Annotated in this window: 17 protein-coding genes; 9 read left to right on the plus strand and 8 right to left on the minus strand. The window is 72.2% G+C overall.

The genetic code is table 11. The annotated features are described in order from the left end of the window. Positions 1–138: 138 nt before the first annotated feature. The gene (gene sufT, locus JG616_RS12265; RefSeq protein ID WP_199362925.1) at positions 139–690 is read right to left on the minus strand and encodes a putative Fe-S cluster assembly protein SufT; all 552 of its coding nucleotides are present in this window, start codon (positions 688–690) and stop codon (positions 139–141) included. An 86-nt stretch (positions 691–776) separates the two neighbouring features. On the opposite strand from sufT, the gene JG616_RS12270 reads away from it, so the two are divergent. Next, positions 777–1,184, plus strand: coding sequence for a hypothetical protein (locus JG616_RS12270; RefSeq protein ID WP_199362924.1), 408 nt, complete (start codon positions 777–779; stop codon positions 1,182–1,184). Between the two features lie 97 nt (positions 1,185–1,281). On the opposite strand, the gene JG616_RS12275 is transcribed toward JG616_RS12270, so the two are convergent. Together JG616_RS12275 and JG616_RS12280 are read right to left on the minus strand one after the other, a co-directional pair. Continuing rightward, positions 1,282–2,679 carry an NAD(P)(+) transhydrogenase (Re/Si-specific) subunit beta gene (locus tag JG616_RS12275; RefSeq protein WP_199392769.1) on the minus strand — a complete coding sequence of 466 codons (1,398 nt, stop codon included), beginning with the start codon at positions 2,677–2,679 and terminating at the stop codon, positions 1,282–1,284. Next, a complete protein-coding gene (locus JG616_RS12280) occupies positions 2,676–2,999 on the minus strand; it encodes an NAD(P) transhydrogenase subunit alpha (RefSeq protein ID WP_199362922.1) in 324 nt (107 codons plus the stop codon). Before JG616_RS12280 ends, JG616_RS12275 begins: the two co-directional genes overlap by 4 nt. 177 nt (positions 3,000–3,176) lie before the next feature. On the opposite strand from JG616_RS12280, the gene JG616_RS12285 reads away from it, so the two are divergent. The 3 genes from JG616_RS12285 to JG616_RS12295 are packed head-to-tail and all read left to right on the plus strand — an operon-like array spanning position 3,177 to position 4,596. Beyond that, a complete protein-coding gene (locus tag JG616_RS12285) occupies positions 3,177–3,743 on the plus strand; it encodes an RNA polymerase sigma factor (protein WP_199362921.1) in 567 nt (188 codons plus the stop codon). Further along, positions 3,740–4,123: a hypothetical protein gene (locus JG616_RS12290; protein WP_199362920.1), complete on the plus strand. Its 384-nt coding sequence runs from the start codon at positions 3,740–3,742 to the stop codon at positions 4,121–4,123. The genes JG616_RS12285 and JG616_RS12290 overlap by 4 nt, the downstream gene beginning before the upstream one ends. Before the next feature lie 5 nt (positions 4,124–4,128). Then, on the plus strand, positions 4,129–4,596 hold the full coding sequence (locus JG616_RS12295) for a DUF3106 domain-containing protein (protein WP_199392770.1): 468 nt from the start codon (positions 4,129–4,131) through the stop codon (positions 4,594–4,596). A gap of 7 nt (positions 4,597–4,603) precedes the next feature. Here the strand turns inward: JG616_RS12295 and JG616_RS12300 are convergent, their stop codons facing one another. The 3 genes from JG616_RS12300 to JG616_RS12310 all read right to left on the minus strand — a co-directional run bounded on the left by JG616_RS12300 (position 4,604) and on the right by JG616_RS12310 (position 10,466). Next, entirely contained in the window at positions 4,604–5,704 is a 1,101-nt protein-coding gene (locus JG616_RS12300) for an NAD(P) transhydrogenase subunit alpha (RefSeq protein ID WP_199392771.1), read from the minus strand. 66 nt (positions 5,705–5,770) lie between these two features. Continuing rightward, positions 5,771–7,897, minus strand: coding sequence for a DUF1631 family protein (locus JG616_RS12305; protein WP_199392772.1), 2,127 nt, complete (start codon positions 7,895–7,897; stop codon positions 5,771–5,773). A gap of 121 nt (positions 7,898–8,018) precedes the next feature. Next, positions 8,019–10,466: a DUF1631 family protein gene (locus tag JG616_RS12310; RefSeq protein WP_199392773.1), complete on the minus strand. Its 2,448-nt coding sequence runs from the start codon at positions 10,464–10,466 to the stop codon at positions 8,019–8,021. Positions 10,467–10,515: 49 nt separating this feature from the next. Here JG616_RS12310 and JG616_RS13680 point away from each other — a divergent pair, with 49 nt between their 5' ends. From JG616_RS13680 to JG616_RS12325, 4 genes are read left to right on the plus strand one after another with little or no spacing between them, the layout of a single operon-like run. After that, positions 10,516–11,136, plus strand: a complete 621-nt coding sequence (locus JG616_RS13680) for a nitroreductase (protein WP_234446499.1) — start codon at positions 10,516–10,518, stop codon at positions 11,134–11,136. Further along, entirely contained in the window at positions 11,118–12,080 is a 963-nt protein-coding gene (locus tag JG616_RS12315; RefSeq protein WP_234446645.1) for a 5'-3' exonuclease H3TH domain-containing protein, read from the plus strand. Before JG616_RS13680 ends, JG616_RS12315 begins: the two co-directional genes overlap by 19 nt. Before the next feature lie 10 nt (positions 12,081–12,090). Continuing rightward, positions 12,091–12,657: an NUDIX hydrolase gene (locus JG616_RS12320; protein WP_199362915.1), complete on the plus strand. Its 567-nt coding sequence runs from the start codon at positions 12,091–12,093 to the stop codon at positions 12,655–12,657. Positions 12,658–12,680: 23 nt separating this feature from the next. Continuing rightward, the gene (locus JG616_RS12325) at positions 12,681–13,289 is read left to right on the plus strand and encodes a hypothetical protein (protein ID WP_199392774.1); all 609 of its coding nucleotides are present in this window, start codon (positions 12,681–12,683) and stop codon (positions 13,287–13,289) included. A 27-nt stretch (positions 13,290–13,316) separates the two neighbouring features. On the opposite strand, the gene pip is transcribed toward JG616_RS12325, so the two are convergent. Both pip and prmC read right to left on the minus strand, forming a co-directional pair. Continuing rightward, entirely contained in the window at positions 13,317–14,258 is a 942-nt protein-coding gene (gene pip / locus JG616_RS12330) for a prolyl aminopeptidase (protein ID WP_199362913.1), read from the minus strand. 36 nt (positions 14,259–14,294) lie between these two features. Beyond that, positions 14,295–15,146: a peptide chain release factor N(5)-glutamine methyltransferase gene (gene prmC / locus JG616_RS12335; protein ID WP_199362912.1), complete on the minus strand. Its 852-nt coding sequence runs from the start codon at positions 15,144–15,146 to the stop codon at positions 14,295–14,297. A gap of 116 nt (positions 15,147–15,262) precedes the next feature. On the opposite strand from prmC, the gene ahpC reads away from it, so the two are divergent. Then, positions 15,263–15,823, plus strand: coding sequence for an alkyl hydroperoxide reductase subunit C (gene ahpC, locus JG616_RS12340; RefSeq protein WP_199392775.1), 561 nt, complete (start codon positions 15,263–15,265; stop codon positions 15,821–15,823). Positions 15,824–16,001 lie beyond the last annotated feature (178 nt).

A 16,001-nucleotide genomic window follows, 5' to 3' on the forward strand; every position in this document is an offset into this window, starting at 1 on the left:
CCGCAAAGTGACGCTAAGCGACACCTTCGGGGCCCGCAAGCGGAAACAGGTTGCACTTGGCAGCACGGAATGTGCGGCCAGTCACAGATCCTGACATTGGCTCTGGAAAACAGGCAAGACGGGCCTTGCGCCCGCCGTTCAGAACATCCCGGTTTCCAGCCGCGCGGCCTCGGACATCATGTGCCGGGTCCACGGCGGGTCGAACACCAGTTCGACGTCGGCCTCGACCACGGTCGGGATCATTTCCAGCTTGATGCGGACGTCGTCGACCAGGATGTCGCCCATCCCGCAGCCGGGCGCGGTGAGGGTCATGCGCACCTCGACCAGCCGCTGGCCATCGTCGCGGTGCAGCACGTTCGCCTCGTAGACCAGGCCGAGGTCGACGATGTTGATCGGGATCTCCGGGTCGAAGCAGGTGCGCAGCTGGCTCCAGACCAGGCGCTCCACCGCGGCGTCGTCCGCGCCCTCCTCCAGCTGCAGCGGTTCCGGCGGCTCCTTGCCGATCGCGTCGGCGTCGTTGCCGGCGATGCGGAACAGGTTGCCCTCGACGAACACCGTGAAGCTGCCGCCCAGCGCCTGGGTGATGTAGCCCACGCTGCCCGCGGGCAGGGTGACCTCGTCGCCCTGCGGCACGAGCACGGCGGCGCAGTCGCGCTCGAGGCGGACGGGTTCGCTGTTGCGGGAATACATGCGGGATTCGGCTGTGGCGACTGGACGCTCATTCTACCGCCCGTGGCGGACGCTATCCTGTACCACCCCGAACGGTGCTGCGTTCCATGCCCCCTTTCCGCTCCCGGCCGACGACGGCGCTGGCATTGGCGCTGGCCGGCAGCATCGGCATCGCCGCGGCCTGGATCCTGGTCGCGCAGGTGACCGGCCGCCAGTCGAGCTGGATGGCCGTGGTGGCCGCGGTCGATGCGCTCTTGCTGCTGCGCATGGGCGGACACCGGCCCGGCGCCGCGCGCGCGGCCTGGGCGGTGCTGGCGACGCTGGTGGCGATCGCGCTGGCCAACTGGGGCATCGCCGCGGACCAGGTCGGGCGGATGCTGGGCCTCACCCCTTGGAGCTCGATCATCCGCATGGGCCCGGAGCACGGCTGGCTGCTGCTGCGCATGGCCAACGACGCCGTCGACCTGGCCTGGCTGGCGGCCGGCCTCGTGGTCGCCGCCGCCTGGGGCCGCTGAGCACCTACGCCCGCCGTCTGCAGGAGCGGCTACAGCCGCGATCGCCCTGCGCGAACTCCGTTTTCGCGGCTGTAGCCGCTCCCACAGGCCCGACCGGCTAGTGCCCGCCGTCGAGCGCCTTGAGCTCGCTCACCAGCGCGCTCGCCATCTCCGATCCGTCGCCATAGAGCATCCGGGTGTTGTCGGCGTAGAACAGCGCATTCTCGATGCCGGCGAATCCGCGGCCTTTGCCGCGCTTGATCACGATCGTGTTCTTCGACTCGACCACGTCGAGGATCGGCATGCCGTAGATCGGGCTGGCGGGATCGGTCTTGGCCACCGGGTTGACCACGTCGTTGGCGCCGATCACCAGGCTGACGTCGGTGTTCTTGAACTCGGGGTTGACGTCGTCCATGTCGACGATCAGGTCGTAAGGCACGCCGGCCTCGGCCAGCAGCACGTTCATGTGCCCGGGCATGCGCCCGGCCACCGGGTGGATGGCGAACTTCACCTTCACCCCGCGCTCGATCAGCCGCTGGCTCAGCTCCCAGATCTTGTGCTGCGCCTGGGCCACGGCCATGCCGTAGCCGGGCACGATCACCACGCGCTCGGCGTAGGCCATCATCGCGGCGACGTCGGCGGCCTCGATCGGCTTCTGGCTGCCGGTGATCTCGGCGGCCTCGCCGGTAGCACCGAAGTTCGAGAACAGCACGCTGGAAATCGAGCGGTTCATCGCCTTGGCCATCAGCCGGGTCAGCAGGATGCCGGCCGCGCCGACCATCATGCCGGCGATGATCAGCGCCTCGTTGCCCAGCACATAGCCCTCGAAGGCCACCGCCAGGCCGGTCAGCGCGTTGTACAGCGAGATCACCACCGGCATGTCGGCGCCGCCGATGGGCAGGGTCATCAGCACGCCGAGGGCCAGCGCGGCGACGAAGAACGCCACCACCAGCGGCACGCCCAGCGAGCGCAGCAGCAGCCCGCCCAGCACCAGCGCCGCCAGGAGCACCGCGGCGTTGAAGAGCTGCATGCCCGGGAAGCTGTAGCGCTTGTCCATGCGCCCGTCGAGCTTGGCCCAGGCGATGATCGAGCCCGACAGCGCCACCGAGCCGATCAGCGCGCCCAGCAGCGCGAGCACCGGCACGACCACGCCAGGCGCCTGGCCGGCCGAGGTCCAGCGCAGCAGCTCGACGGCGCCGATCGCCGCCGCCGATCCACCGCCCAGGCCGTTGTACAGCGCGACCATCTGCGGCATGTCGGTGATGGCCACGCGCTTGCCCGAGATCCAGGCCATCACCGTGCCCAGGGCCACCGCCACCGCCATCAGCGCGATGTTCTGCAGCCCCGGGATGAAGAAGGTGACCACCGTGGCCAGGACCATGCCGACGCCCGCCCACTGGATGCCGCTGCGCGCGGTGCGCGGCGAGGCCATGCGCTGCAGGCCGAGCAGGAACAGCGTGGCCGCGACCAGGTAGCTCGCCTGGATGACCAGCATCAGCACGGACGCGCCGCTCATGCGCCACCCTCCGGGCTGCCGGACTTGCCGCCTTTGGCGCGGTCGCTGGGCTTGAACATCTCGAGCATGCGCTCGGTGACCACGTAGCCGCCGGCGGCATTGCCCGCGCCCATCAGCACCGCCACGAAGCCGATCGCCTTCTCCAGCGTGGTGTCGGCGTGCCCCAGCACCACCATCGCGCCGATCAGCACGATGCCGTGGATGAAGTTCGACCCCGACATCAGCGGCGTGTGCAGGATCACCGGCACCCGCGAGATGATCACGTGGCCGGCGATCGCCGCCAGCATGAAGATGTACAGCGCAACGAATCCATCGGCCACACGCGTTCTCCCCGGGCTGCCCGCTCCGATCATAACCGGCCCTGACCGCGGCGCCACGGGCACCTGTCAACCGCGCGCGCCGGCCTGCGTTCCCATCCACGACCCGACTGGAATGCCTGGATGGACGGCAGCAGCAACCCACAACACCACGGCACCGCGCTGGCTATGCTGGATCCCATGCCAGCTGACGCCAACAGCGTGTACGCCGCCGCGGCGCAGACCGGGGCGACGGCCGACGCGATGACGCTCGAGACCTTCCTCGACGGCATCGCCGCGCGTGCGGTGCGCTTCGCCGAAGCCGGGCTGCGCCACCGCGAGGACGCCCTGGACGCGGTGCAGGACGCGATGGTGCGGATGCTGCGCTACCGCGATCGGCCCGCCGACGAGTGGACGCCGCTGTTCTGGACCGTCCTGCGCAGCCGCATCGTCGACGTGCAGCGCCGGCGCACCCTGCGCCTGGGCTGGATGACCTCGGCCGACGAACGCCAGGAGGCGGGCGTGGAATGGGCCGGCGACGAGCCGGACCCGTCCCGCGCGCACGACGGCCGCGAGGCCTGGAGCGAGCTGGTGCAGGCGCTGCGCGCCCTGCCGAGGCGCCAGCGCGAGGCCTTCACCCTGCGGATCCTGGAAGAGCTCGACGTGGCGACCACCGCGCGGGTGATGGGCTGCAGCGAGGGATCGGTCAAGACACACCTGTCGCGCGCACGCGACGCGCTGCAGAAGCGACTGGAGGATTTCCGATGAGCGACACACACGACGCATTCGACCGCCGGCTGCGCGCCGTGCATGTGCAGGCGGTGGCACAGGTGCCGCCGCGCACCCTCTATGCCCTGCGGGTGCGGCGTGGCCATGCCGCCTCCGCCGCCACGCCGGCACGGCCGGAGCTGCGGTCGGGCGGCTGGTGGGCGGCGGCCGGCCTGGCAGCCGTCTTCGCGCTGGCCATCGGGCTGCGCCAGCCGGCGCTGGACGGTGGGCCAACGGATGCTGCGCCACCGTCGCTGGCCGCGGCCGGGACGGCCATCGAGGCGGCGGCCTGGGACGAGGGCCTGGCCACGCTCGAGGAAGACCCTGATCTGTACCTGTGGGTCGCCTCGCAGGACAGCCTGATCCTGGCGATGGAGTGAGGACCATGCCGAATCCCACGATCCGCTCGACCACCACCGCGCTGCTTCTGGCGCTGGCCACGTTCACCCTGCCGGCCGCCGCACAGACGCCCGCCGGACCGGCACTCCCAGCCTGGGACCAGCTGAGCGACGCGCAGCGCGAGGCCCTGGTCGCGCCGCTGCGCCAGCGCTGGGACGACCATCCCGAGCGCCGCGCGCGCATGCTCGAACATGCCGAGCGCTGGCAGCAGATGCCGCCCGAACAGCGTGAGCGTGCCCGCCGGGGCGCCGAGCGCTGGCGACAGATGGATCCGGAAAAGCGCGGCGCCCTGCGCGCCCTCTATGCGCACATGCGGACCCTGCCCGAGGCCGAGCGCGAGGCCCTGCGCAAGCAGTGGGGCGCGATGACCCCGGCGCAGCGGCGCGCGTGGGTCCAGGCGCATCCGGCGCCACCGCGGGCGCCCAGGTCCCCCGAGCCGCCGCGCGACCGCTGAGCGCGAGTCAGGCCGCCGGCTGCGGCTGCGGCCAGACGGTCCTGGCCAGCAGCTCGTCGTTCCAGTCGAAGGCGAGCGCGCCGTCGGCGACCAGCAGGCTGGCGAAGTTGAAGACGTTGCGCGCGAACATCTCGCTGGCGTGCACCGCGCCGCTGCTCGCAAGGTCGAGCGGCCCGGCCACGGTGACCCCGCCGGCGTCGATCGTCTCGCCCGGCCGCGTCAGCTCGCAGTTGCCGCCCGTCTCGGCGGCGAGGTCGACGATCACGCTGCCGGGCGCCATGCCGCCGACCATGCCGGCGGTGATGATCTTCGGTGCCGGCCGCCCGGGGACGGCGGCGGTGCAGACGATGGCGTCGATGTTGCGCAGGTGCTCACCCAGGCGCTTCTGCTGCTCGGCGCGCTCCTCGTCGGTGAGCGCGCGCGCATAACCGCCCTCGCCCGCCGCGCTCACGCCGAGGTCGAGGAACCGGCCGCCCAGCGATTCGATCTGCTCGCGGGTTTCCGGACGCACGTCGAAGCACTCCACCTGGGCGCCCAGCCGGCGCGCGGTGGCCACCGCCTGCAGGCCGGCGACGCCGGCGCCGATCACCAGCACCTTCGACGGCCGGATGGTGCCGGCCGCGGTGGTCAGCATCGGGAAGAAGCGCGGCGCCAGCTGCGCGGCGATCAGCACCGCCTTGTAGCCGGCCATGCCGGCCTGCGAACTCAACACGTCCATCGCCTGCGCGCGCGTGGTGCGCGGCAAACGCTCCAGCGGGAACGCGACCAGGCCGTGCGCGCGGATCGCTTCGCCACGCGCCGGGTCGGCCTCGGGCTGCAGCTGGCCGATGAGCGCGGCGCCTTCGCGCAGCGTCGCCAGCAGCGCCGGCGGCGGCGCCTGCACGCACAGCACCAGGTCGGCTCCGGCCAGCGCGCCCGGTGCATCGTCGGCAAGCACGGCACCCGCGGCGGAATAGGCGGCGTCGGCGAAGTGGGCGTGGTGGCCCAGGCCGCGTTCGATGGTGACCGTCGCACCGAGGGCGACCAGCTTCCTGCAGGTTTCGGGGGTCAGCGCGACGCGCCGCTCGCCCGGCGCGGTTTCCCGCGCGATGCCGATCCTCACTGCCATTCCCGACTCCCCGCGATGCCTTCGCACCATCCTAGCGGTGTCGGCGGCGATGCGCGACGGCAGCGCTCAGCCGGCTGGCGGACCGGCGAGTCGCTGCAGCACGGCTTCCGCCGCGCCTTCCGCCGAGCGCGCCACCAGTTGCGCGCCTGCCAGCGCCGCGGCCAGCTCCCCCGGTCCAATCAGCGCCGTGCGCGCACCCTGGCGGTTCACCAGCAGGTGGCGTCCGGTGACCGGGCTGGTCCAGGCCAGGCGCAGCCAGGTCGGCGGCTCGCCCCCAGCGGCATCCCTGACCAGCACCTGTCCGACGGCTGCCGCCGCGTCGTCGCCGACAGACCCGGCGGACGTATCGAATTCTTCCGGCTCGGCCAGCGGCACGAAGGCCGCCGGCATGCGCGGCGCATCGGGCCGTGCCAGGGCGGCCACCAGCCGGGCCAACTGCTCGTCGGCGCCGGCATCGGCGATACCGCCGGCCAGCAGGCAGGCGCGAAGCTGCGGGCCGAGGGCGATCAGGCGATCGGCAACGTCGCGTCCCTCGGCCGCGGCCGCCGCGGCGTCGATCTCCAGCAGTTCGTCACCGACGGCCAGCGCCTCGCCGTGGCGAGCCGACCCGGGGCCGTCGCGCAGCCAGGCCATGGCCAGCGACTGGCGCCAGGCGCCGGAGAGGAAGCCGGCCACCTCGACCAGCAGTGGCGCGCGCCCAAGCCGCGCGGCGAGGTGCGCATCGGCGTCGCGGCGCGCCTCCTGCAGGCGCTCGCCGCCGAGGATCGACTGCCAGGCCCGGCGTTCGCTGATCGCCGCACGCCGCTCCAGCGGCGCGCGCGTGGCATCGAGTTCCTCCAGCGCCGCGGCGAACACGCCCGCGTCGTCGTGGTAGTCGTTGGCCACGCGGTCGGCCAGCCCGTCCGCCAGGACGTGCAGCGCGGCCTCGTCGTCGCTGCGCGCCAGGTTGGCGTCCCAGCACGCCACCAGGCCCGAGAGCAGGCGCATGGCCGGATGCGCGGGGTCTTCGAACAGCGCGGGATCGGCCAGCGCCAGCCGCAGCCATGGCCAGGCGAGCCTTGCCAGCCGGCCGCGGGCATCGGGTGACAGTGCGGCGTCGGCGCGCAGGCCGTCGAACAGCGCACCGACCGCGTCGATCGCATCGTCCTGGGCCGGCGATGGCGCCGCCAGGTCCGCAGGCAGGCCCAGGCCTTCGGCTCCGTTCCGCAGCGCATCCCTGAGGTGCACGCCGATCGAACCCGGCACCTGGACCGGCTGCTTCGGCGTCTCGTTGCCCTGCAGCAGGGACAGCACCGAAAAAAATTCCTGCTCGCTGAAGTCGCGGGCCGACGCCGCCCGGGCACTGGCCTCCGGGCCGCGCGCCGCGCGCAGGCGGTCGCACAGGATCCTGCGCCGCCCGGTGCCGTGCTCCACGGCTCCGGGCGCGGACTCGCGCCAGGACGACGCCTGGGGTTTGAGCGCGTCGTGTCCGGCCCAGGCCGGTTGCCCGCCCTTGCCCGCCACCGGTTGCGAGACCAGTGCGGCACCGCCGCTGGCGCCATCCAGCGCGTGTCCACCCTCGGCCAGCGTGGTGTTGAGCCAGGCATAGGCCTCGAGCAGGCGCGGTCCGCACAGCCGCTCGTACTGGCGCAGCAGCGCCGAGCGCAGGATCGGATCGCATTCGGTGGCGCTGAAGGTCTCGAGGAACGCGTCGATCACCGCGCGCGGCGCGAACGGATTGACCGGCCGCGCATGGCCGCCGAGCGCCGCCGCCATCGACCAGAGGCGGCCATCGATGATGCCGAGCACGTCGGCGAAGCGCCGCTCCAGCGCCTCGACCGCGGGCTGCCCGATCAGCTGCGCATGCAGCTCCCCGTCCGAGACCAGGGCGAAGCCGCGCGCAAGCCTGGCCGCATCCGGCGGCGTGGGCCAGCCGGCGAAGCCCTGGGCGAGATGGCCCTCCCAGCCGCGCTGGTGGCGGCTGGCGTCGTGCTGCAGGACGACGGCGTTGGCGAGCGCTTCGGCGAGTTCGTCGTCGGGCGACTCGGCCGCGAGGCGCCTCAACTCGGCCTCTGTGGCTTCGCGGGACTCGGCCAGCAGCGGCAGCAGGCGGGCGCGGAAGCCCTGGTGCAGCGCTTCGAGCTGGCGGGCCGGCGTGTTGGCCGACGCTGTCCGGGCAGGACCTGCATCGCCGGGACTTGATCGCGGTCGCATTTCTAGGAGATGCCTGAGACTGGGCGGGCGCGCCACGATATCCCAACACCAGCACCTGGCGCATGACGGCAACCGCGGCGGTCATGCGCCGGCGGGCGCCACGGCCATCCGCCAGCAGGCGTCAGCCGTTGACCGCCCTCTCGTCGCGCGCGTTCGGCGCGGCCTTGGGATTGAGCTGCTGCCACACCTGTCGCATGGCCTCGTCGAACGGCGCATCGGTCGAACGCACCGCCACCCGGCCGGCCGCGACCAGGGCGGTCAGCTCCTCGGGCGACACCACCATCCGGCGCATGCCGCGGCGGTTCACCACCAGGAAGCGGCCGGTCAGCGGGCTCACCCAGGCGATCCGCGCCGCGGTCTCGTGTCCGTCCTCGTCGATCAGTCGCAGGCCCTGCCCGACCCTCAGCCGGCGCATCCGCGCGGCGACCTCCGGGTCGAAGTCCAGGGTGTCGGTGCCGCCTGCAAGCTGCAGCCCCGCCAGCGGGCCTTCGGCGGCGCCGGTGTCCACGTCCTCCAGGCCGGCCTCCGGCGCATGCACGCGCCGGGGGGCGTCGGGCAGGCCGAGCGCGGAGATGATGCGGGCCATCCCGTCGCGCGCCGCGGTCGCGTCCATGCCGCAGCTGGAATAGCACTCGCCCAGCGGCACCTGCAGCGCCAGGAGTTGCTCGGCGACCACCCGGCCGCGCGCGTGCGCGGCGTCGACGTCGACCTGGACCATCGCGTCACCGAGCGCGATGGCCTCGTGGTGGCGACTGCTGCCCGGGCCGTCGCGCAGCCAGGCCTGGGTGAGGTGGTGGCGCCAGTGGCGGTCGAGGAACTGCGCCACCGGCACGGTCAGCCGCCGCTCCGACAGACGCGAGCCGACCAGGTCGGCGGCATGGGCGCGCGCCTGCTGCAGCCGCTCGCGACCGTGGATCGCTTCGGCGGCACGCTTCTCGGCCAGCTCGGACCGGCGGCGCTGCTGCTCCAGCTGGTCGCGCAGTTCGCTGGCGGCGAGTTCGAAAATCGCCTGGTCGTCGTCGTATTCCTCGACCACGCGGTCGACGGCACGCTCGGCGCGGTCCAGGGTCTCGCGGTCCTGCGGCGTTTCCCCGGCGTTGCCGTCACAGGCCTCGGCCAGCACGTCGAGCAGGCGCCGCGCGGGATGGCTGCGGCGGTTGAACATCGAATCGTCGGTCAGCGCGACCTTCAGGTAGGGCACGACCAGCCGGCCGAAGAAGTCGCGTGCGCGGCCCTCCAGGTCGTTGGCGTCGCTGATCGAGCTGAAGAGCATGCCGACGAGGTCGATCGCATCCTCCTCGTCGACGCTGAAATGGGTCACGTCGGCGTCGAGGCCGAGCTGGCGCACACCGCCGCGGATGGCCTCGCGCATCACCCGGCTGAGCTCGCGCGCGTCCGACGCCGCGAGTGCGCGGGTGTAGGGGGCGCTGTCGTCGCCCTGCAGGATCTGCGCGACGTTGAGCAGGTCCTCGGTGCGCAGCACGTGCGCGTCGCCAGGCGATGCATCCTGCTCGAACGGGTCACCCGCGCGCGCCGTACCCGTGGCCGTGCCGCCGCCCGAGGCGCGCCAGTGCGCGAGCTGCTCGCGCACGACGTCGCGATAGCGCGGCGGGCGGCCTTCGGACGCCGCGGCGTGCATCGCGCCGCCGGCGATCGGCGCGCCGATGCCGTAGCCCATCGGCACCGCGCCGAAGCCACCGCCCGGCCCGCCCGATCCGCCCGCCGCTCCGGAGACACCGCCACCGCCACCGCCACCACCGCCAACCCCGCCGTGCTCGACGACCCCGCCCTCGGGCACCCAGCCACCGCCGACCTCGGCCTGTCCGCCGAGGTCGGCGCCAGCTGCCCCGTGGCCCTGCCCTCCGCCCGTGCCGGGGCGCCCGCGCACCGCGCGGGTGCCGCCGCCCGCCTGGGAGCCGAAGCCGGCTCCTTCGAGCATCGAATTGAGTTTCTCGTACAGGTCGCCCAGCACCTCCGGCAGGCGCTTGTCGAACTGGTTGAAGACCAGCGGACGCAGCCCGCGGGTCAGGTCTTCGGCACCGAAGAGCTCGACGAAGGCGGCCACCGCGGCCTCGGGGCGCACGGGATTGGCCCGCGGACCTTCGACGCCCAGCGCGGAGGCCAGGGCCTGCAGCCGTTCCTCCAGCTGCTCCAGCGGATGCAGGAACTGGTGGTCGAGCAGCTCGGTCGTGTGCTGTCCCGCGAGGTGGATCTCGAGCTCGCCCTCCGACATCAGGCTGAGCGACTTGTCGCTGAGCGGTGGCGACGCGGGCTTGCGCCAGGCATCGAAGCCGCGCTCGAGCGATTCGCGGTAGCGCGTGGCCAGGTCCAGCGCGCGATGGCCGAGCGCCATCACCGCCATGCGGTCGTCCTGGGCACCGCTGTAGTCGTGGCCGGCCAGCGCCTCCAGGCGCACCTGCTCTTCGATCGTGCCCCAGAACCCCGAGAGCACGCCGCCGAGGGCGGTCACCGATTCGCGCCGCAGGGCGTCGAACAGGCGCACGGGATCGCGCATCGCGCCGGAGCGTGACGGGGAGGGGGAGTAGCCGGGGGCGTCTTCTGCGATCATTCGGGATGCGATCGGTGCCGGGGGATGCACCCACGCATACCATCCCTGAATGGAGCCATCGAGGTCTGTGACTGCAATCCCACTTAGCCAACACTCCGCCGCGCTCGAGGCCCTCGACGCCCGCCGGTCGGTGCCCGCGCGCCAGCTGGAGGCGCCCGCGCCGACGCAAACCGAGCTGCGGCGCATGCTGCGTTCGGCGGTCCGCGTGCCGGACCACGGCAAGCGCGTGCCGTTCCGCTTCCTGTCGATCGCCGGCGACGCGCGCCACGCGCTGGGCGAGGCGGTCGCCGCGCGTGGCCAGGTCCTCCATCCCGATGCCGGCGAGGCGGCGATTGCCAAGGACCGCGCGCGCTTCTCGCATGCCCCGCTGGTGGTCGTGGTGGTCGCGGTGTTCGATCCGGCGGACGAGGCCATCCCCGCGCAGGAACGCCTGCTGACCGCCGGCTGCGCCTGCTTCGCCCTGCTGCAGGCAGCGCAGGGCATGGGCTTCGGCGCGTGCTGGCTCACCGGCTGGCCGGCCGTCGATCCCGGCGTGGCGGCGCTGCTCGGACTGGGCCCCGACGAGCGGATCGCCGGCTTCATCCATATCGGCACGCCCAAGCTGGTGCCGCCCGAGCGCGAGCGACCCGATCCCGACGCGCTGCTGCGCGCCTGGACGCCGCCGGCGTGACCCTGCCCGCGCCGGCCCCGCCGCTCTACCTGGTCGACGCCAGCCTGTACGTCTTCCGCGCCTGGCACTCGATGCCGGCGGAGGGCTTCCGCGACGCCGACGGCTGGCCGACCAACGCGGTGCACGGCTTCGCCCGCTTCCTGCTCGACCTGCTGGAGCGCGAGCGCCCGCGGCACATCGCCATCGCCTTCGACGAGGCCCTGGACTCCTGCTTCCGCAACGCGCTGTACCCGGCCTACAAGGCCAACCGCGACCCGGCGCCGGCGGAGCTCAAGCGCCAGTTCGCCTACTGCAAATCGCTGTGCGCGGCGCTCGGGCTGCCGGTGCTGGCGCACCGCGAGTACGAGGCCGACGACCTGATCGGCACCGCGCTGGTGCTGGCGCGCGATGCCGGCTTCCGCGGGGTGATCGTCTCGGCCGACAAGGACCTGTCCCAGCTGCTGCAGGCGCACGACGAGCAGTGGGACTACGCACGCGGCCAGCGCTGGGGCGCGGACGGGGTCAAGGCGCGCCAGGGCGTGCATGCCCACCAGGTGGCCGACTACCTGGCCCTGTGCGGCGACGCGGTCGACAACATCCCGGGCGTTCCCGGCATCGGCTGCAAGACGGCGGCCGTGCTGCTCGGGCATTTCGGCAGCCTCGACGCGCTGCTCGGGCGCATCGACGAGGTGGCCTTCCTGCGCATGCGTGGCGCCGCGACCGTGGCCGCGCGCCTGCGCGAGCACCGCGAACAGGCCCTGCTCTGCCGGCGACTGTCGACCATCGCCTGCGACGCCCCGCTCACGGATGCGACGGTGCCGTTCGAACGCGCCGCCGCCGACGCCGCGACGCTGGCCGCGTTCGCCGACGCGCTGGGGTTCGGACCGATGACGCGCCGCAGGCTCGACGCCGCCAGCGGCATCGCGGCGACGGCAAACGGTGCTTCGACCATGTCGGAAGGCTAGGATCGAGGGCATGGACGACACCCGCACCCGCGCCGGCGGCGAACAACCGGAAATCCTCTACCAGGGCGAATGGCTGCGCATGGTCCGGCGCGGCCACTGGGAATCCTGCGAACGCACCCACGGCAAGGACGGCCTGGCGGTGCTGGTGATCGCGGTGACCCCCGATGACCACGTGCTCTTCGTCGAGCAGTACCGGGTGCCGCTGGGCGCGCGCACGATCGAGATGCCGGCCGGCCTCGTCGGCGACGATGTCGACGACGACACCCTCGAATCCGCCGCGCGGCGCGAGCTGATCGAGGAGACCGGCTGGGACGCGGGCCGCATCGACGTGCTGCTGGTCGGCCCCACCTCGTCGGGCATGAGCAACGAGCGGATCGCGTTCGCCCGCGCGCTGGACCTGCGCAAGGTCGGCGACGGCGGCGGCGTGGCCGACGAGGCCATCACCGTGCACGCGGTGCCGCGCGCCAGCGCACCGGCCTGGCTGATGCGGAAATACGCCGAAGGCTACGAGCTCGACCTCAAGCTCTGGGCCGGGCTGTGGATGATCGAATACAACCCGGACGGCACGAAGGCCTGAGCCGCGGCGCGGCGGCCCCACGCATGCCCCGCCGGCTCATCCAGCTGTTCCTGGGCCTGGTCGCCTACGGCCTGTCGATGGTGCTGCTGGTGCAGGCCGGGCTCGGGCTGATGCCCTGGGACGTGCTGCACCAGGGCATCGCGCTGCAGGGCGACTGGCCGATGGGCCGGGTGGCGATCGTGGTCGGCTTCGCGGTGCTGCTGGCGTGGATCCCGATCCGCCAGCGCCCCGGCTTCGGGACCGTCTGCAACGTGGTCGTGATCGGCCTGGTGTTCGATGCGGCGATGGCCTGGATCGGCGGCGCGCTCGCCGACCTCACGCTGCCGGCGCGCGTCGGGCTGCTGGCCGGCGGCATCGTGCTCAACGGCGCGGCCACCGCGGCGTATATCGGCGCGCGCTTCGGCCCGGGGCCGCGCGACGGCCTGATGACCGGGCTGGCGCGGCGCACCGGATGGTCCGTGCGCCTGGTGCGCACGCTGATCGAAGGCGGCGTGCTGCTGGCCGGCTTCCTGCTGGGTGGCAGCCTCGGGCTCGGCACCCTCGCCTACGCGCTGACGATCGGCCCGCTGATCCAGCGCATGCTCTTGCTCTTCAACCGCCCGCCGCGCCCGCGCGCGGCGAGCGTGGCCTAGCCCGCCGGGCCGGGACCGCGCAGCCGCTCAGGCGAAGCGGTCGGTCGCCTGCACCAGCGCGTCGACGGTCTCGTCCTCGAACGCGGAATGACCGGACGTCGGCGTCACCACCAGCTCGGCCTTCGGCCAGACCTGGTGCAGGTCCCAGGCGTTCTGGATCGGGCAGACCACGTCGTAGCGGCCGTGCACGATGACGCCGGGAATGTCGACCATGCGGTAGGCATCGCGCATCAGCTGGTCGTCGCACTCGAAGAAGCCGGCGTTGGTGAAGTAATGGTTCTCGATGCGCGCGAAGGCCAGCGCGAACTGCGGGTCCTCGTGGTCGGACATGAAGCCGGGGTCGATGCGCAGGAAGCTCGTGGCCGCTTCCCAGACGCTCCACGCCCGCGCCGCGGCGAGGCGCGTGGCCTCGTCGTCGGACGTCAGGCGGCGGTGGAAGGCCGCGATCAGGTCGCCGCGCTCGCTCTCCGGGATGGCCGCGATGTAGTGCTGCCAGGCCTCGGGGAACAGGCGCGAGGCGCCTTCCTGGTAGAACCACTCCAGCTCCCAGCGGCGCAGCATGAAGATGCCGCGCAGCACCAGCTCGGTGACCTTCTTCGGATGGCTCTGCGCGTAGGCCAGCGCCAGCGTCGAACCCCAGGAACCACCGAAGACCTGCCAGCGCTCGATGCCCAGGTGTTCGCGCAGGCGCTCGATGTCGTCGACCAGGTGCCAGGTGGTGTTGTCGACCAGGTCGGCGTGCGGGGTCGAGCGGCCCGAGCCGCGCTGGTCGAACAGCACGATGCGGTACTTCGCCGGGTCGTGGAAGCGGCGCATCTTGTCGGTGCATCCCCCGCCCGGGCCACCATGCAGCATGACCACCGGCTTGCCCTCTGGATTGCCGCACTGCTCGTAGTAGAGGACGTGGCGATCGTCGACGCGGAGCGTGCCGGCGTCGAAGGGCTGGATCTCGGGATACAGCGTGCGCATGCGGGCGGAACCTCGTGCGGGATGAACGTGGCCAGTCTACCAGCGGGCTCCCCGGGCCGACCCCAGGCGCCCCAGGCTGACCCGGTCGCGGTGTTCGAGGTCGGGCACGGTGGCGACCTCTTCGAAGCCCGCGGCGGCCAGCAGCGCGCGCACGGCCGGACCCTGGTCCCAGCCGTGCTCGAGCAGGAGCCAGCCGCCGGGCACGAGGAGGGCCGGCGCGTGCGCGGCGAGGATGCGGATCGCGTCTAGGCCGTCGGCGCCGGACGCCAGCGCATCGGCCGGCTCATGGCGGAGGTCGCCGCGTCCCAGGTGTGGGTCGGCCGCGGCGATATAGGGCGGATTGCTGGCGAGCAGGTCGAAGCGATCGCCGGCCAGCGGCGCGAACCAGTCGCCCTGGCGGAAGTCGACGCGGCCATCCAGTCCGTGCGACCGCGCGTTTCCGCGCGCCACCGCCAGCGCGGCCTCGCTGCGGTCGGTCGCGACCAGCTGCGCGAGCGGACGCTCGCTGGCGATCGCCAGGGCGATGGCGCCGCTGCCGGTCCCCAGGTCGGCGACGCGCAGCGGCCGCCCGGTCGGCAGCCGCTGGAGCGCCTGCTCCACCAGAAGCTCGGTTTCGGGGCGCGGAATCAGCGTGTCCGGGGTCACCGCAAGGTCGAGGGTCCAGAAGCCGCGGCGTCCGACCAGGTAGGCCACCGGCATCCCCTCGGCGCGACGTGCCACCAGGGCATCGAAGCGGCGGGCCTCGGCCGCCGGAACCTCGGCGTCCGCGTGCGCGAAAAGCCAGGCCTGTGACCGCCGCAGGACGTGCTGGAGGAGGAGACCGGCCTCGGAGGCTTCGATCCGCTCTGCGGCCTCCGACAGGCATTGGGAAACAATGTGCTGGCTCATGATAGTTTTAGCCTATCGATTGAATAACTATAATTAACTTTACCGATTGATAGGCCTGGCCTAACATTCCCTTCGTCCGGCAGCCGCCGGTTTTCTCCCACCTCGCGAGGATTCCCATGTCCGTCATCAACACCGAAATCAAGCCGTTCAAGGCTACCGCCTTCCACAACGGCGAGTTCGTCGAAGTCGACAGCGCCAACCTGAAGGGCGAGTGGTCCGTGTTCGTGTTCTACCCGGCCGACTTCACCTTCGTCTGCCCGACCGAGCTCGAGGACCTGGCCATCAACTACGACGAGTTCAAGAAGCTCGGCGTCGAGATCTACAGCGTGTCGACCGACACCCACTTCTCGCACAAGGCCTGGCACGACAGCTCCGACGCGATCGGCAAGATCCAGTATCCGATGATCGGCGACCCGACCCACGAGATCTCTAAGAACTTCGAGATCCTGCGTCCGTCCGGCCTGGCCGACCGCGGCACCTTCATCGTCGACCCCGAGGGCGTGATCCAGTCGATCGAGATCACCGCCGAGGGCATCGGCCGTGACGCCCTGGAGCTGCTGCGCAAGGTCAAGGCCGCCCAGTACGTCGCCGCCCATCCGGGCGAGGTCTGCCCGGCCAAGTGGAAGGAAGGCGAGAAGACCCTGAAGCCGTCGCTCGACCTGGTCGGCAAGATCTAAGAACGCCGGTTTTTCTGTAGGAGCCGCTATAGCGGCGATCCCTCCGGCCTCAGGAAGCGATCGCGGCCATGGCCGCTCCTACAGGTGCAAGACCCAGCCCATCCCCGCTTCGGCGGGGGTGGGGCTGGACCGGAGTCCGTGCAGCGCGCGCGGCCTGCGGTCCATCCCCACGCCGGTG

The organism is Luteimonas sp. MC1895 (genome assembly GCF_016457215.1).
Classification (GTDB): Bacteria; Pseudomonadota; Gammaproteobacteria; order Xanthomonadales; family Xanthomonadaceae; genus Luteimonas.

Coding starts and splice junctions, on each gene's coding strand:
- JG616_RS12305 (WP_199392772.1), bottom strand. CDS start 7,897: ATGCGACCGCGATCAAGTCCCGGCGATGCAGGTCCTGCCCGGACAGCG.
- JG616_RS12295 (WP_199392770.1), top strand. CDS start 4,129: ATGCCGAATCCCACGATCCGCTCGACCACCACCGCGCTGCTTCTGGCG.
- prmC (WP_199362912.1), bottom strand. CDS start 15,146: ATGAGCCAGCACATTGTTTCCCAATGCCTGTCGGAGGCCGCAGAGCGG.
- ahpC (WP_199392775.1), top strand. CDS start 15,263: ATGTCCGTCATCAACACCGAAATCAAGCCGTTCAAGGCTACCGCCTTC.
- JG616_RS12270 (WP_199362924.1), top strand. CDS start 777: ATGCCCCCTTTCCGCTCCCGGCCGACGACGGCGCTGGCATTGGCGCTG.
- JG616_RS12290 (WP_199362920.1), top strand. CDS start 3,740: ATGAGCGACACACACGACGCATTCGACCGCCGGCTGCGCGCCGTGCAT.
- JG616_RS12275 (WP_199392769.1), bottom strand. CDS start 2,679: ATGAGCGGCGCGTCCGTGCTGATGCTGGTCATCCAGGCGAGCTACCTG.
- JG616_RS12300 (WP_199392771.1), bottom strand. CDS start 5,704: ATGGCAGTGAGGATCGGCATCGCGCGGGAAACCGCGCCGGGCGAGCGG.
- JG616_RS12310 (WP_199392773.1), bottom strand. CDS start 10,466: ATGATCGCAGAAGACGCCCCCGGCTACTCCCCCTCCCCGTCACGCTCC.
- JG616_RS12325 (WP_199392774.1), top strand. CDS start 12,681: ATGCCCCGCCGGCTCATCCAGCTGTTCCTGGGCCTGGTCGCCTACGGC.
- sufT (WP_199362925.1), bottom strand. CDS start 690: ATGTATTCCCGCAACAGCGAACCCGTCCGCCTCGAGCGCGACTGCGCC.
- JG616_RS12320 (WP_199362915.1), top strand. CDS start 12,091: ATGGACGACACCCGCACCCGCGCCGGCGGCGAACAACCGGAAATCCTC.
- JG616_RS13680 (WP_234446499.1), top strand. CDS start 10,516: ATGGAGCCATCGAGGTCTGTGACTGCAATCCCACTTAGCCAACACTCC.
- pip (WP_199362913.1), bottom strand. CDS start 14,258: ATGCGCACGCTGTATCCCGAGATCCAGCCCTTCGACGCCGGCACGCTC.
- JG616_RS12285 (WP_199362921.1), top strand. CDS start 3,177: ATGCCAGCTGACGCCAACAGCGTGTACGCCGCCGCGGCGCAGACCGGG.